15 protein-coding genes are annotated in these 15,134 nt (G+C 37.5%); 9 read left to right on the top strand and 6 right to left on the bottom strand.

Annotation, left to right across the window (positions count from 1 at the left end; translation table 11 throughout):
• Window positions 1-257 precede the first annotated feature (257 nt).
• Both IC621_RS24290 and IC621_RS24295 read left to right on the top strand, forming a co-directional pair.
• Window positions 258-1,043: an SDR family oxidoreductase gene (locus IC621_RS24290; RefSeq protein WP_191162345.1), complete on the top strand. Its 786-nt coding sequence runs from the start codon at window positions 258-260 to the stop codon at window positions 1,041-1,043.
• 27 nt (window positions 1,044-1,070) lie between these two features.
• A complete protein-coding gene (locus IC621_RS24295; RefSeq protein WP_191162347.1) occupies window positions 1,071-1,931 on the top strand; it encodes an NAD(P)-dependent oxidoreductase in 861 nt (286 codons plus the stop codon).
• A gap of 264 nt (window positions 1,932-2,195) precedes the next feature.
• Here the strand turns inward: IC621_RS24295 and IC621_RS24300 are convergent, their stop codons facing one another.
• Window positions 2,196-3,038: a CAP domain-containing protein gene (locus tag IC621_RS24300; RefSeq protein WP_191162349.1), complete on the bottom strand. Its 843-nt coding sequence runs from the start codon at window positions 3,036-3,038 to the stop codon at window positions 2,196-2,198.
• 411 nt (window positions 3,039-3,449) lie between these two features.
• Here IC621_RS24300 and IC621_RS24305 point away from each other — a divergent pair, with 411 nt between their 5' ends.
• Complete coding sequence (locus IC621_RS24305) at window positions 3,450-5,513, top strand: peptidoglycan D,D-transpeptidase FtsI family protein (RefSeq protein WP_224752792.1); 2,064 nt, start codon at window positions 3,450-3,452, stop codon at window positions 5,511-5,513.
• 144 nt (window positions 5,514-5,657) lie between these two features.
• Here IC621_RS24305 and IC621_RS24310 read toward each other — a convergent pair whose 3' ends face one another.
• A complete protein-coding gene (locus IC621_RS24310) occupies window positions 5,658-5,972 on the bottom strand; it encodes a DMT family transporter (protein WP_191162351.1) in 315 nt (104 codons plus the stop codon).
• Between the two features lie 274 nt (window positions 5,973-6,246).
• Between IC621_RS24310 and IC621_RS24315 the strand changes: the two genes are divergently transcribed.
• The 3 genes from IC621_RS24315 (at window position 6,247) to IC621_RS24325 (ending at window position 9,674) form a co-directional block, all read left to right on the top strand.
• Window positions 6,247-6,906 carry a carboxymuconolactone decarboxylase family protein gene (locus IC621_RS24315; RefSeq protein ID WP_191162353.1) on the top strand — a complete coding sequence of 220 codons (660 nt, stop codon included), beginning with the start codon at window positions 6,247-6,249 and terminating at the stop codon, window positions 6,904-6,906.
• A 54-nt stretch (window positions 6,907-6,960) separates the two neighbouring features.
• Entirely contained in the window at window positions 6,961-7,143 is a 183-nt protein-coding gene (locus tag IC621_RS24320) for a hypothetical protein (protein WP_191162355.1), read from the top strand.
• Window positions 7,144-7,865: 722 nt separating this feature from the next.
• Window positions 7,866-9,674 carry a PAS domain-containing protein gene (locus tag IC621_RS24325; RefSeq protein WP_191162357.1) on the top strand — a complete coding sequence of 603 codons (1,809 nt, stop codon included), beginning with the start codon at window positions 7,866-7,868 and terminating at the stop codon, window positions 9,672-9,674.
• Between the two features lie 70 nt (window positions 9,675-9,744).
• Here IC621_RS24325 and IC621_RS24330 read toward each other — a convergent pair whose 3' ends face one another.
• Window positions 9,745-10,896, bottom strand: a complete 1,152-nt coding sequence (locus tag IC621_RS24330; protein WP_191162360.1) for an aminotransferase A — start codon at window positions 10,894-10,896, stop codon at window positions 9,745-9,747.
• A gap of 146 nt (window positions 10,897-11,042) precedes the next feature.
• On the opposite strand from IC621_RS24330, the gene corA reads away from it, so the two are divergent.
• Both corA and IC621_RS24340 read left to right on the top strand, forming a co-directional pair.
• Window positions 11,043-12,011, top strand: a complete 969-nt coding sequence (gene corA, locus IC621_RS24335) for a magnesium/cobalt transporter CorA (RefSeq protein ID WP_191162362.1) — start codon at window positions 11,043-11,045, stop codon at window positions 12,009-12,011.
• Window positions 12,012-12,162: 151 nt separating this feature from the next.
• Window positions 12,163-12,351 carry a hypothetical protein gene (locus IC621_RS24340; protein ID WP_191162364.1) on the top strand — a complete coding sequence of 63 codons (189 nt, stop codon included), beginning with the start codon at window positions 12,163-12,165 and terminating at the stop codon, window positions 12,349-12,351.
• Between the two features lie 399 nt (window positions 12,352-12,750).
• Here IC621_RS24340 and IC621_RS24345 read toward each other — a convergent pair whose 3' ends face one another.
• Window positions 12,751-13,080, bottom strand: coding sequence for a transporter (locus IC621_RS24345; protein WP_191162366.1), 330 nt, complete (start codon window positions 13,078-13,080; stop codon window positions 12,751-12,753).
• A 169-nt stretch (window positions 13,081-13,249) separates the two neighbouring features.
• On the opposite strand from IC621_RS24345, the gene IC621_RS24350 reads away from it, so the two are divergent.
• Complete coding sequence (locus IC621_RS24350; RefSeq protein ID WP_224752789.1) at window positions 13,250-13,786, top strand: RDD family protein; 537 nt, start codon at window positions 13,250-13,252, stop codon at window positions 13,784-13,786.
• A gap of 52 nt (window positions 13,787-13,838) precedes the next feature.
• Here IC621_RS24350 and IC621_RS24355 read toward each other — a convergent pair whose 3' ends face one another.
• Complete coding sequence (locus IC621_RS24355) at window positions 13,839-14,213, bottom strand: hypothetical protein (RefSeq protein WP_191162368.1); 375 nt, start codon at window positions 14,211-14,213, stop codon at window positions 13,839-13,841.
• Window positions 14,214-14,664: 451 nt separating this feature from the next.
• On the bottom strand, window positions 14,665-15,134 hold a 470-nt coding region (locus tag IC621_RS24360), incomplete at its 5' end, for a hypothetical protein (protein ID WP_224752790.1).

Genomic DNA, 15,134 nt, shown 5'->3' on the forward strand with positions numbered 1-15,134 from the left:
CACCTGAAAACATAAAGCAAAGGTTTTTGACCCGAATTCAAAATGTGTATAACGAATTTTTCTCATTTATTTGTATGTTCTTTTTATTTACGTTCATCATTTTCCCCTCCGGATGTTTTTTTAAAAGCCATTCATTACCCTATAAGACTAAAATAAAGGTACAAACTATGCCGATATACAAAAGCGTGGTTGTTCCCTTTCTTTTTTTTATCATGGTACAATAATAAAAACATATTTTGAATGCTGGAGGGAAGAAAGTGGACTTAGCATTAAAGGACAAAACAGCATTAATTATTGCCTCAAGTCAAGGATTAGGTAAAGCAATTGCTGAAAAATTAGTTGAAGAAGGCGCAAACGTTGTCATAACAAGCCGGGATTCTGAGAAACTCGAAAAGGTGAAAAATGAGCTGGAGCACTTAAATGGTGGTAACGTTTTCTATCAAGCATGTGATGTTAAAAATTCAGATCAAATTAAGGATCTGGTTGGTGAAACAATCCAAAGATTTGGCACAATTGACATGCTTGTCAATAATGCCGGCGGGCCGCCAGCAGGTACATTTGAAGAAATGACAGATGAGGATTGGCAGCATGCTTTTGAACTCAATTTATTAAGTTATATTCGGATGATTCGCGAAGTGTTGCCGAGTATGAAAGAAAACGGAGGAAGAATTGTAAATATTGCTTCATCCTCTGTAAAAGAACCTATTCCCGGCTTGCTTTTATCAAATACATTCCGGTTAGGAATTGTAGGTTTGACAAAAACATTGGCACAGGAATTGGCCAAATATCACATTTTAATTAATACAGTGGCACCAGGAAGAATTGCAACCGACAGGGTGGCGTCTTTAGATGAAGGAAATGCAAAGAAACAAGGGATAACAAGGGAACAAATGGAGGAAAGCGTCAAAAAAGGGATTCCACTTGGAAGGTATGGAAAGCCTGAAGAGTTTGCTGCATATGTCACTTTCCTTTTGTCAGAAGTCAATACATATGTAACAGGACAGACTCTGTTAGTCGATGGCGGAATGGTTAAAAGTGTCTAGAGAGAGTTGTGACAAGGAGGGGAAATAATGGAGAAAATTGGGTTTATCGGTACTGGTGTAATGGGGAAAAGCATGGCAGGACATTTACTATCTGCAGGTCATCCGTTATATGTTTATACAAGAACAAAGAATAAAGCGGAATCACTTCTTGCTCAAGGAGCAATCTGGCAAGAAAGTGTTCCAGTACTTGCAGCTAATGTTGATGTCATCATTACAATGGTCGGTTATCCTGCTGATGTAGAGGAAATCTACCTTGGAGAAAATGGGATATTAAAGCATGCAAAAAAAGATACGTATGTGATCGATATGACTACTTCAAAACCATCTTTGGCTGTGAAAATTTATGAGGAAGCAAACAAAAGAGGAATTCATTCCATAGATGCCCCAGTTTCAGGGGGAGATGTGGGCGCACAAAAGGCTAAACTAGCTATTATGGCTGGAGGAAGTAATGAAGCCTTCAAAAAAATGAAGCCTATTTTTGAGAAAATGGGGGAAAATATTCAATATCAAGGACAAGCAGGTTCAGGGCAGCACACAAAAATGTGCAATCAAATTGCGATAGCCTCCAACATGATTGGAGTGTGTGAGGCAATTGCTTATGCCAAAAAATCAGGTTTAAATCCAGAAAATGTATTGAAAAGCATATCGACAGGGGCAGCGGGGAGCTGGTCATTATCTAATTTGGCACCAAGAATGCTGAACAATGATTTTGAGCCGGGATTTTATATCAAGCATTTTGTAAAAGATATGAATATTGCTCTCGAGGAAGCCGAATTTAACGGTTTCGAAACTCCTGGGCTTGAACTAGCCATTTCTCTTTACAATCAACTGATCGAAAAAGGGGAAGAAAACAGTGGGACCCAAGCCCTAATTAAATATTGGGAGTAAAGAGGAATATCGAAATCCTATTGAAAGTGTCAAACAGAATTTGATCTATTTGGAAGCTCTATAATAAAGCACTTTTCTGAAAGATTGTTGTTTTTGGATGAAATAGCCCATTTAAATTAAGGCAATCGGTAAATCGCCAATTGCTTCTAGTCTCGCATCAAGCCTCTGGAATCATCATTTTGTTCTAAACAACAAAGTTTGCATATACACCAATAATAAAAAAAGAGATAGCTATTCATAGCTATCTCTCATCCTCTTCATCTATTATTTTCCAATGAACATTTGAGTCCAGTAGTTACCTTCAGCTACATGGCCTACACCGATGTGAGTAAACTCGCTGTTCATGATGTTTTTACGGTGGCCTTCACTGTTCATCCAAGCATTTACTACTTCTTCTGGAGACTGTTGTCCCATTGCAATGTTTTCTCCAGCTGTACGGTAGTCAATACCGAATTGCTTCATCATATCAAATGGTGATCCGTAAGTTGGGCTGTTATGATCAAAGTAGTTTTTCGCTTTCATATCGTTAGACTTTTCGCGTGCAACATCACTTAATTTTGTATCTAATTGAAGTGGCTTTAAGCCTTGCTTTTGACGTTCTGCGTTCGTTAAATCTACTACTTTTTGTTCAAATTCACTTACACTTTTATTAGTTTGCTCAGTTTTTGGCTGCTCCCCAGCTTGAGCTTCTTGCTTAGGCTGTTGTTGTGGTGCAGGTTGTGCTTGTTCTTTTGGTTGAGCTTGTGCTTGTTCTTTTGGTTGAGCTTGTGCTTGCTCTTTTGGCTGTGCTTGTGCTTGTTGTTGTGGCTTTTGAGCTTGCTCTTGCTTAGGAGCTTGTTCCTTTTGCTGTGGCTGCTGAGCTTGAGCTTGCTGACCTTGGAAATATTTATTCATGATTTCTTGAATTTGTTTTTGGTCGATATTTTTATTTAAGATCTGTTGTACTTGTTCTTGATTAATATTATTTAAGTTGCAATCCACACCCAATTGAACAACTTTCGATTGGATATCTGCTTTATTTAGCTCCGCTGCATCCGCAGATTGTCCACCGTTAAATGTAAATAATGTAGCTGCTGCTGCAACTGATACCATGATTGATTTCTTCATGAATTGTATTCCTCCTTGAAGAATGATTTTTTTTGATTAGCCCTCGCTAACACAAACTCATCTTAACACGGTGGTTTTGTAACAATGTATCCACTAGTTTCCATTGACAATTTGGCAGATTTTAATTATTTGAGGAACCTAAGTCTTATTCCCTATGAATACTAGAAAAATAGATTTTCATAAGAATATTGTCGGAGAATATATTTTTCCTTAAAAATCCAGTCCCACTAAAAAATTCATAAAATTAATGATTGACAACTTTTTTATCCAAGTTTTTGTGTAACAATGATTACGCAAATGTTACAATATATATCAGATACTGTAAAAGTCTTACTATTTCAGTTTAAGAGATTGAAAGGAGAATTGTTTTAAGTGACTGAGCAACGGACAAATCAAACTGAGTCAAAGAAAATGAAAAAATCTCGCCACTACCGAATGAACATTTTCTTTTTCTTAGTTTTTATGTTGTTTGCAGCCTTAATTGTACGATTAGGTGTCGTACAAATCGTTCAAGGGGAAGAATATACAAAGGAAGTTAAGAAGACCGAGAGCAACATCGCTTCATTTCCTGCACCAAGAGGAAAAATGTACGATCGTTTCGGAAATGTGATAGTTGATAATAAAAGTATTCCGGCTATCACTTATACACAAGATAAAAAAGCTAAAGCAGAGGAAAAAATTAAAATTGCAAAGAAGCTTGCAGAGCTTATTGAAGTGAGTCCCGATTTGCTCAAAGAAAAAAATAAAGATGAGTTTAAGGAAAGATACCTGCAGGATTATTGGCTTGCAGCTCATACCAAAGAAGCTGCAGCCCTGCTTGAAGAAAAGGAATTGAAGCTAAAACCTGCAGAAACCTACCAGCTGCAATTAACAAGAATTGATCCAAAGGAAATTGAAAAAATTAAGCAATCACCTGAGGAGCTGGAGATTGCGGCCATCTATACGCGGTTTACGAGTGGCTACTACTACCAGCCATCTGTTGTTAAGTCAGAAAATCTAACTGATGAAGAGGTGTCGGTTGTGGCTGAACATCTTGAAGAGCTCCCTGGTGTCGATGTCATTACCGATTGGGACCGGGAGTATCCATTTGGAGATGTGCTGCGCCCAATTCTCGGATCGGTTACTTCGCCGGAGCAAGGAATTCTTTCAGAACGGGAAAACTTTTACCTTTCCAGAGGCTATGCGAGAAATGACCGTGTTGGAAAGTCCTATCTTGAATATCATTACGAGGATTACTTGAATCCAATTAAGTCAAAGGTTGAGTTAATTGAGGATAAAAACGGAAACATTATTTCTGAGCAGTTAATCGATGAGGGACGAAGAGGGTACGACTTGCAGCTTTCCTTTGATATGGAGCTGCAAAAAAGAGTAGGAGATATAATTGAGAAAGAAATACGTGCTGCGAAGGGGTTTGGAGGAAATCATACATTAGAAAGAGCTTTTGTCGTCATGATGGATCCGAATCAAGGTGACATTCTCGCTATGGCTGGGAAGCAAATTGACCCAGACAACCGATCTGAGTTTTTAGATTTTTCAACAGGAACGTTTGCCTCACAGTATGAGATGGGATCGACAGTCAAAGGAGCGACTGTTTTAGCTGGTTATCAGCATGGGGTCCCTCATGGGCAAGGTTACAGTGATCAACCAATTTATTTAGCTGGGGGAGTCAGAAAATCATCTTGGACAAATTTAGGCTGGGTAAATGATGTGACAGCGTTGGAAGAGAGTTCTAACATTTATATGTTTAGGCTTGCGATGGAAATAGCAGGTGAAACCTATACCAGGGGCGGCGGTTTCAATGCCAGCAACGAGGATTTTCAAAGGATGAGAAATTATTTTAGTCAGTTTGGATTAGGTGTTCCAACAGGGGTTGACCTTCCGCAGGAATCTGCAGGTCAGCAAGGAAATCCTACTCAACCTGGGTTATTGCTGGATATTTCCATAGGTCAGTATGATACGTATACACCGCTTCAAATGGCACAGTACGTGTCAACGATTGCAAATGGTGGGTACCGTATCCAGCCTAGAATCATGAAAACGGTCCATGCGCCAAATAATGAAGCAAAGTTAGGGCCAGTAATAAAGGAAAATAATACGACAGTTTTAAATAGAATAAATAACACACCTGGTGACTTGCAAAAAGTTCAAACTGGGTTTAAACGGGTTACCACTTCAGGTACAGCTGCCGCCGCCTTTGACCATGATGTCGCTGGAAAAACAGGTACAGCTGAATCGTTCTATTATGGAAATGAAACGAGATACCGCGGGAACCCGACTTATAATTTAACATTTGTCGGCTATTACCCTTCAAACAATCCGGAAGTCGCATTTAGTGTTGTTGTTCCATGGGCGGGCGACGGAGGAAAATCTGGCATTAACAAAAAGATTGCCAGCGGCATCGTAAATGCCTATGTTGATTTAAAAGAGCAGCGTGCAAAAGGAGAAGTACCTGGTAAGCAAGAGGAAACTGAGTAAATAGAGAAATGGAAGGCTGCCTGTAAATTGGCAGCCTTTTAATATAGAGTTATTTAAATAGTAACTCGGGACCATAGTTATTACCAATTCTTTAGACGTACTTTAACTCTGATAGATTAGTTTAATTTTTATTTTGAAATTGGTTTACGATGTCAGCCTTAAACCAATGACCCCTATTAAAATAAGACAAAGTGATAGTAATTGAGAAAAACTAAATCGTTCTTTAAACCACAGTATACCGACTAATGTGATTCCTATACTGCCAATACCAGTCCATACTCCATAAGCAACTCCAGCAGGGAGTACTTGCATTGCTTTCGACAGACAATAAAATGAAAAGATAAAGCCGATCATCATAACGAATATAGGCCATTTTTTTCTTAGTCCATCCATGTATTTCATTGCAATTGTAGCAATCACTTCCTCCAGACCTGCTAACAATAATAATCCCCACACCATTAATACTCACCTCTTGTATTTTCATTGTTATTTTTAGTAAATGTCTTCATTCCGATAATTCCAGTTAGTAAAATTATTAAAAAGAATAGTTGGCCAAAAGCTGAACAAATGAAATGTCAAAAAGGAAAATCTTCGCTAAGAAATCTCTCATTTAATTATTCAGATTTCAGGAATTATACTTCAATACCCAGTCAAAGTCACTTTTTTAAAATTACTGGACATTTGATCATTTTTTTTGCGTAATTAACAAATCCTAAACGGAAAGTGAAAGGAGATGATCATCATCGAAAATCTCTATCCTAAGGAAAATATTCAATATATGAAAAAGTTTAAAAGTTTAGCTCCAGAGCTTTACGGGAAATATGTTGATTTTAGTAAAACGGTTCTCAATGAAGGGACCCTTACTAGAAAAGAAAAAGAAATTATTGCTGTAGCCGTCTCATGTGTTACAGAATGTCCTTATTGTATTGATTTTCACACTAAAAAAGCAAAAGATCATGGTGCGACAGTGGAAGAATTGTTCGAAGCTATTTTGACGGCAGCAGCGATTGAAGCAGAAGGTCCTTATGCACATCGTTTGCAAATGTACAATGCATCTGATGAAAATCCCAAAAATATGATATATGATCGGTCTGATATCCAAAAACTCGATTCGTTAACTGATTTACCAGCCATGATCCATTCATCAGCAGCTTCTTTTTTTACTGCAGCAACAAGTGATGGTAAACTGTCGGCAAAAATGAAAGAACTAATCGCGGTCTCAGTTGCCCACACGACAGAATGTCCGTACGCTATCCATAAGCATACAAAGAAGGCAAGGAATGAAGGATGTTCAAAACAAGAATTAGCTGAGGCCGTGATGGTGGCAGCCCTTGTTAAATCTGGCGGGGTCGTTACCCATGCAACAAATATGATGAGGGCTTTTGAAGAATAAGTATTCAACCTTTTTGGAAAGTTAAAAGTAGACTAAGGAAAAGAGGTGGCAAGCATGGCAAAGCGCACAAGTAAAAATGACCCTCAGCAAAAAAATAAAAAAGGATTCGATTCAAGTGTCATTGACTCTGAGTTTAGTCATGAAATAGGCAGCGCAAACGCAAACAAAGCACATCATGAAAAAGCAAAAAAGGAAAAGGCGCCAAAAAATGATGGAAAGTATAGAGGGATGCATTAACCAAACGAGGCATTTTCAGCCTCGTTTTTTATATAGTAACAAACATGAAGCCTGGTATTGAATGTTCTCATTTCACATAGAAAAAACGGTAAATAGGAAAATAAGCGTAAACAAGAAACCTTGCCATAAAAAGAATGTGTAGATAAATTCGTGCCTCTCTTATTGAAGCTCGATCAATTCGTTCAACAACAAAAAACAGAAAACAGGATAGAAAAAACGAGAACTACCACAAACAAGAGAAGCTTTTTCCCAATAGCTTTACTCGTTATAATGTTCATTCAAATCCTATAAAAAGTAAAAAATGTGGTGAAAAGGAACATTTTAGCAGGAAATTGATAATAAAAAGCGAAAATGTCAGTATGATAAACTATTATGTTGCTCCAAAGTGCGAGGTTATTGTCCATGGGGTGTAGGTTGACTGGTCCTCTCATTCAGTGATCAGCCGATCAGAGAAGCAAACAAAACGAATAAAAGGGGTTTTGAATTTAAAGAATTTTTTGTAGGTTAAGAAAATTTATGTTTATTAGAGTGTTAAAGTGAGATATCTTTGTCCAGCGCTGGGCGCCATTGGCTCTTCGGTCTCAGGGTCAATCCCTGCCGGCTCGCCTTGTGCTTATCGCCGATAGGCTGCGCCTTGCGCTTTTTATAACAATCGTTTTCCAGGAAAACGTCTACCATAGAAGTGTCCTTCATAATTTAGAAGAGAAAAAGGGGGGGAACCAATGAAACAAGATTTGGAAACATCCAAACAATTGGTAGAAAAAATCGACTTGTATGCCGTAATAACAGCGAGTGGCCGTTTTTCATATATATCCTCTAATTCAAAGGAGTTTTTAGGATATGAACCAAGTTTTATTGTGGGCTCTTACATAAAGGATTATGTTCATAAAGAAGATTTATTTTTAGTAGAAAGCTATTTTTATAATGAACATCATCTGTACCCGTGTAACTTCCGTTTTCAAAAAAGGGATCAATCTTATATTTGGATAGAAATTTATGTGGATTTTATTAAAAGCACGGTCGTGCAGCAGGATAGAGAAATGATATTAAAAATTATTGTATGTCCCCCTGAAACACAATTAATTCATAAAGGGGAAGAGGTTTATACACTGGATAAAGAAAACCATTTATCTTGTGTAAATGATGCAGCACACTTATTAGAGGAGCTTCCAAGCCCCATGTTTATTTCAAAAGAGGGGAAGATTCTTTTTGTAAACAAGTCCATGGTATTGTTGTTAGGTGTAAAATCAAATGAGGATTTAATCGGACGGATGACTTATGAATTTATTGCTGAGGAATTTCATGACATTGTAAAAAACCGGATCAGCAGGATGCAGCAAGGAGGATTTGTCGGGTTAATTGAACAAACCTGGATACGAGTGGATGGTACACCACTTCATTTAGAAGTAAAAGCCACACCAACTATTTTTCAAGGTGAATATGCCGAAATGGTTTTATTAATTGATATTTCTTCTCGCAAAAAATTTCAAAAAATTTTGCAAAAGAGCCGTGAACGATATCAGCGTCTTATTCAAAACTCCCTCGATACAATCGCTGTCATACACTGTGAAAAGTGGGTATTTATCAATGAATCTGGGGTGAAATTATTCCAAGCAAACGATTACCCTGACATGTTGGGGAAAAACATCTATCAATACCTTCATCCTGATGACCACCAGCATACGAAGGAGATGATGGCGAACATTATTCATGGAAAAACAGAAAATGAAGTGCGTACTCAGTCCTGGTTTACCTTTCATGAAAAGACGATTTATACCGAGATGGTCTGTATTCCAACGACCTACTTTGGAGAACCCGCTGTACAAGTAATATTAAGGGACATTTCCGATCGGAAAAGAGCGGAAGAACTTATGATCCGGTCTGAAAAATTATCTGTTGCCGGACAGCTTGCAGCAGGCATCGCACATGAAATTCGAAATCCTTTAACAGCCATTAAAGGCTTTTTGCAATTAATGCAGCCTGATCAAAAAAAGAAAAAACAATATTTTGATATTGTGTTTTCAGAATTAAGCCGAATTGAATTAATATTAAGCGAACTATTACTATTGGCGAAGCCTCAGCAAACTGTTGCACAATCAATTGATATGAAAGTTCTGCTGCACGATGTATCAACATTATTAGAAACACAAGCTAATTTAAACAATGTAGTGATTGAACAGGAATTTGCCGGTTCAGAGTTATGGCTGGATTGTGATCCAAATCAAATGAAGCAGGTTTTTATCAATTTAATTAAGAATGCAATCGATTCTATGAAAAGCGGTGGTACAGTAAAAATAGTTTGCAGGAAGCAAAGAGATTGTCTGCTCATTCAGGTTGCTGATGAAGGCGAAGGGATATCTAAGGAGATTCTAAAAAAAATAGGGGAACCGTTCTTTACGACAAAAGAAAAAGGAACGGGACTAGGGTTAATGATTACGTTCAAGATTATTGAAAATCATAAAGGTACAGTTAAAATTGATACTGAAAAAGGAAAAGGGACCACTTTTACAATTTGTTTTCCGACTACTTAATACCACAAAAAACAACGGCCTTTGCCGTTGTTTTTTATTGAAAATCAAGAAAAAACATAATACCTTTTTCTTATGAGATTTGATTGATAAATGCTTCTATCCGATTTAGTCCTTCTTCTAATTCTTCTTTTGCATAAGCGTACGAAATTCTTACAAACCCTTCCCCGCAGGCCGAAAATGCACTCCCAGGTACTACTGCTACTCCAGAATCCCGAACAAGTGCAAGAGCAAAGTCAAATGAGGATAAACCAAATTTTTTTATTGATGGAAACAAATAAAAAGCTCCACCCGGTTTTACTACGTCCATGCCCATGGAGGTTAGCCGGTTATATACAAAATTTAATCTAGCATGATATTGTTCCTTCATAACTAAAGCATCATCAAACCCACTTATAAGGGCAGATTGTGCTGCTTTTTGAGAAATGGAGGAGGCGCAGGACACATTATATTGATGGACTTTAAGAATGTGAGCTGTTATCTCCTTTGGTGCCATTAAAAAGCCAATCCGCCAGCCTGTCATACTATGAGATTTTGACAATCCATTAATCACAATCGTTTGCTCACGGAGGAAGCTTGAGATTGAGGTGTGTTCTTGATTAAACACCAGTTCACTATATATTTCGTCTGATAAGACAAAAATATCTTTACCTTTAAGTAATTCTGAAATGTCTTTTAGTTCCTCTTTAGTTAACGTAATCCCAGTTGGATTTGACGGATACGGGAGTACAACACATCTTGTTTGCTTCGTAAGGTACGGTTCGATTAGGTCTGCTGTAAATTTAAATTCGTTTTTTGTTGTATCAACATGGATTGGTTTCCCGCCGCTAATCCGAATAAGTGGTTCATAGCCTGGATATACCGGACCGGGAAGAATAACTTCGCTTCCCTGATCTAAAATCGTTCGAAAGGCAATATCAATTGCTTGGCTTGCTCCAGTAGTCACAATTATTTCATTTTCTGGTCTGTAGGTGAGTCTGTATTTTCTATTGAAATAATTTGCAGCAGCCTCTCTTAATTCCGGAAATCCTGCATTATGAGTATAATTCGTGAAATTTTCATCAATGGCTGCTTTAGCCGCATCTTTAATATGGTGAGGAGTGTAAAAATCCGGCTGTCCAATTGTCAGCTGGACCACATCCTTATAGTCCGATACCATGTTGAAAAATGTTCGAATACCAGAGATTTCAATATTTTTTACATTTGTGTTAATTAAGTGCTCCATTAGTTATCACCTTTTATTGTATCTAGTAGTATAATCTATATCTTATCATCTGTTCCGTTGTAATCACATATGATTCCAATAATTTTTGTTTAGATTTACCTGAGAGGGGGAACATTTTAGTAAAAAGTTTGAAAGTGTGATGTTCGTTGATTAAGGCTGTTGTGATTAAAACAAACGGAGAGGTTGTCTATGATGTTCCTTTAAAAGAACTTAAAAAGGAGGAGGTATCTTGGTATTGGGTTGATTTTGAAAGACCGACGAGCCAAGAAGTGAAGCAGTTAAGCCGTTTTTTCCATTTTCATCCGCTTGCCATTGAAGATTGTTTAGAGTATGTTCAAAGACCTAAAATGGATAATTACGAAAAATATTTGTTTCTTGTTTTTCACTCCATCCATCAAAAAACGTTGGAGCCTGAAGAATTGGATCTTTTTATAAATCAAAAGTTTATTGTAACTTTTCACAAAAAACCAATCCGAAATTTAACGAATCTCTGGCACAAAGTAAAAAAAGATGAAGTCCTGCAAACAGGACCGCTGCAAGTCATGTATCAGCTGACAGACTTGTTAGTCGATGATTACTTTCCTCCTGTGTACAAACATGAAGATCTGTTAAATGATGTAGAAGCAAATACAATGGATCAATCAATCAGCGAATTAATGGAAGTTATTTTCGATATCAGGACAGAAATATCTAAGCTGCGCCGTACCATTATTCCAATGAGAGATTTGCTTTACCGGATGATTTCCTCCTCAAAAGTTCCAAAAGGAGAAGATCAGCAAATTTATTTTCAAGATATTTATGATCATTTACTTAAGCTTGTTGAAATGATTGATGCAAACCGTGAGCTAACAGCTGATATTCGTGACAGCTATTTATCCATCAGCTCAGATAGAATGAATAGAATCATGATGACACTAACTATTATTTCGTCCATCTTTTTACCATTAACATTTATTGCCGGGGTATACGGCATGAATTTTCAGTATATGCCTGAATTAGCAGGAAAGCACAGTTATTTCATTGTCTTAGGCGTGATGGTATTAATATCTGCCTCTATGCTGTATGCGTTTGCAAAAATGGGCTGGTTCCGTTTTCATAAAGGGACAAAGCTTTAATTGATAGGTTAAAAAAGTGAAAAAAGAAAAGCAACTGGTCATTTGACAGTCAGCATAAGTAAAGAGCCGTCATAATAGTTTTCTATGACGGATCGAATTATGATCTCGGGCGTCCTGGGGTTCCAGGGGCTGGACAAAGTGGGTGTGAGGTATGAAAACTGAAGAAATTTTGTTAACAGAGCAAGAAAGGGTAATTGTTCAAAAATTAAAACAAGAAATGTATAATGCATTAACCTTAAAGCATATGAATTTTTATAAAGAAGAAATTGAAAAAATTTATGCTCAAGCAAAAAGAAGACAAAGCTTTGTCACTTGTCATGTACAAAAGGATCAAATTTAATAGAAGTAGAGCGAAAGGTGCAGTGCGCTAGTCCTTCAGTAAAAAGCAATCTAGCATGAAAGGTGTTTTTTTAACCATTTTCCCCTTATGATGTATTGATTTATTACCTAGGGGCCGATGGACCTCGAAGCTGGGCAACAATGAAAAGCGGAAGCAGCACCTTGCTAAGCCTAGGGCGAGCACTCGAGCTAGCCTTCACAGAAAGGCGTTTTTTCCTCTCTCTGAAGATTAGCCTGTGACCTCAGGCGGTCTATGCGCTGAACCCTGCAAACGCTAAAATTCTTTATTACGTTAATACTTTAATTAACTTAAATTTTCAAAATGATAAAAAAGGTATCAGGGCTATCTCCTTGATACCTTATTCCTATTTATTTCTGGGCAGATAATTTTCGTTGATTATTAACAGGTGTAAGATCTAATTCTATCAAGATCTATTCCAAAATATACCCAGCGATATTGGTTAGGCCGCCAGCGAAAACCTGCAACAGAATTTCTGCCAACGAAAGTTGGGTAATACCAAAATGCGCGGCCATTATTTAAACGAACATACGTAAATCGATAAAGACACCCTCTTATTCCACCAGGATCTACAGCATATAAACCTACATCTTGTTGTTGTGGAATATAGCTGGGAGGTGGTCCTGATGGAGCCTGACCTTGGCCAGATCCGTCAGTTCCTGGCGGAAATCCAGGTGGAAATCCAGGAAATTGTCGATGATATGGATACATGGTGATTTCTCCTCTCCTCAAATGCCTATGCAATGTAGAGTATGCGATATAAAGGGAAGAGGTGATTGGAAATAAAGTAACTTTTTAATGGAAACTTTACAAAATATGGTGGTAGTTCACTTTAATTTCCTGTACTATTAAACTATTGTAATTAAGGAGGTAAAGAATTTTGGATGCAAACACAACTATTGAACATCAGGAAGTAGTGACAGAAAAGGAGTATGCAGGTATCGGGGCGCGGTTTTTAGCAATTTTTTTAGATGGTATTATCATTGGCATTCCGATGTATATTTTATTTTTTGTAGTCACGATTCTCGTCTTCGGTCTTGATGGAGGAACTCAAATGTTATTTAGTGAGACATATCCCGAAGAAGAGATTTCTGATGCTGAAGCAATGGCATTTTTAGGAAAGATGATTTTATACTTAATCTTGGTTTTTGTTATTTCAATCGGCGGCGGGATTGCCTATTATGCGGGAATGCACGCTTCTAAATGGCAGGCAACGTTTGGAAAGAAAATTTTAGGAATAAAAGTAACGGATTTAAACGGTCAAAAAATTTCATTTTGGAGATCCTTAGGCCGACATCTTTCTATGCAATTTATATCTTCTATATTCATGATAGGGTTTATCATTGCCTTTTTTACAGAACGAAAACAATCCCTGCATGATCTGATTGCAGGAACCATTGTAGTTAAAGATAAATAGTAAATGATAAAAAGGAAGAGGCGCTCTCTTCCTTTTTATTTTGGCAATGTAACTAATGTTTTAACTTTTCTACAACCTGTGTTTTTGGATCCACATTGTACCAACCGTTGTTTTTATTATCATTTTCCGAAAGACTATATACGTGAATGATATATTTATCTTCCTCTTTATTAACATATTGAACAACATGCCGACTCTGCGAAAGTCCTAATTTCCTCCTTACAAGCTGCTCGGCTTCTGTTGGCGTAAATTCATTATTGTCTTCATTAAATTTCACTTCTCTAGTAGATTCTACAAGTATTTCATCCGTCCTTTGTCCTTGATTCGTATCAAGCAGCCCCGAATCAGTTTCACCCAAGTCCTTATTGTTTACGTTGCAGGCAGTACAAATGGTAATGAATAATACGAGTCCGATGGCTTTTTTCATTGTTTGTGAAATACCTCCTTTATTTTATAGCTTGTTTGAAATAATGGAGGTTTATTCCTTATAGCGATTATTCTTAGGAATCTTTTCAGATTGAAAATTTCAATTGATTCTAATTATTAGAAGCCAGCGTTGAATTTAGAATTGGCGAAATAATAAGGAAATTGATTGGAAAACTGGTGGGATTAGCTGAATTAATTAATAAGGAAATTGGTTGGAAAGCTGATGGAATTGGCTGAATTTGAATAGGGGAATTGGCTGGAACTCAAGTGGATTTGGTTGATAAGGGAATTGACCGGGAATGTTTATTGTCCTCATACAAAATATTTTGTCCTTAAAAAGGTTGTTATTGTCTATTACTTAAATTTTACTTTCCCAATCGCAGATTTTATTTGCCGTATTGGTAAGAAGTGTTGATTTTATTGTCCTTTGGAAATTTTTATTTGCTTATGTTTCAATATATTGTCCATTTATCAGCTTTTTTGTCCGAACTAGAATCTTGCATGATTGTCTTCTCGCCGCTGCCCTCTAGAGCTGATGGGGTATGGGTATGGAAACGCCGCTTTTTCTGCCTCCGCAAGCTTCGCTTGCTGTCACGCCTTTGGCGTGCCAAAATTCTTGAAGGAAAAACGATTCCAGAAATGAATTTCTTCATCTTATGCTCCCAAAGAGAGAGGGTTTTAAACGGAAAGAATCGGGGGATATGTCGCTTGATATAACGCTCTTGTGTCATCTCGCCGCTGTGCTCTGACATGACACAAGAGCTGGTGTGGGGCTCAAATAAAAAATGGGTATGGAAACGCCGCTTTTTCTGCCTCCGCAAGCTTCGCTTGCTGTCACGCCTTTGGCGTGCCAAAATTCTTGAAGGAAAAACGATTCCAGAAATGAATTTCTTCATCTTATGCTCCCAAAGAGAGAGGGTTT

This window comes from Metabacillus arenae (assembly GCF_014773385.1).
GTDB classification, from domain to species: domain Bacteria; phylum Bacillota; class Bacilli; order Bacillales; family Bacillaceae; genus Metabacillus_D; species Metabacillus_D arenae.

What these genes read in the sequence shown, in the direction of transcription:
- IC621_RS24345 (WP_191162366.1), bottom strand. Translation starts at nt 13,080, where the DNA reads ATGTATCCATATCATCGACAATTTCCTGGATTTCCACCTGGATTTCCG.
- IC621_RS24305 (WP_224752792.1), top strand. Translation starts at nt 3,450, where the DNA reads ATGAAAAAATCTCGCCACTACCGAATGAACATTTTCTTTTTCTTAGTT.
- IC621_RS24340 (WP_191162364.1), top strand. Translation starts at nt 12,163, where the DNA reads ATGAAAACTGAAGAAATTTTGTTAACAGAGCAAGAAAGGGTAATTGTT.
- IC621_RS24310 (WP_191162351.1), bottom strand. Translation starts at nt 5,972, where the DNA reads ATGGTGTGGGGATTATTATTGTTAGCAGGTCTGGAGGAAGTGATTGCT.
- IC621_RS24300 (WP_191162349.1), bottom strand. Translation starts at nt 3,038, where the DNA reads ATGAAGAAATCAATCATGGTATCAGTTGCAGCAGCAGCTACATTATTT.
- IC621_RS24320 (WP_191162355.1), top strand. Translation starts at nt 6,961, where the DNA reads ATGGCAAAGCGCACAAGTAAAAATGACCCTCAGCAAAAAAATAAAAAA.
- IC621_RS24325 (WP_191162357.1), top strand. Translation starts at nt 7,866, where the DNA reads ATGAAACAAGATTTGGAAACATCCAAACAATTGGTAGAAAAAATCGAC.
- IC621_RS24330 (WP_191162360.1), bottom strand. Translation starts at nt 10,896, where the DNA reads ATGGAGCACTTAATTAACACAAATGTAAAAAATATTGAAATCTCTGGT.
- IC621_RS24355 (WP_191162368.1), bottom strand. Translation starts at nt 14,213, where the DNA reads ATGAAAAAAGCCATCGGACTCGTATTATTCATTACCATTTGTACTGCC.
- IC621_RS24315 (WP_191162353.1), top strand. Translation starts at nt 6,247, where the DNA reads ATGATCATCATCGAAAATCTCTATCCTAAGGAAAATATTCAATATATG.
- IC621_RS24295 (WP_191162347.1), top strand. Translation starts at nt 1,071, where the DNA reads ATGGAGAAAATTGGGTTTATCGGTACTGGTGTAATGGGGAAAAGCATG.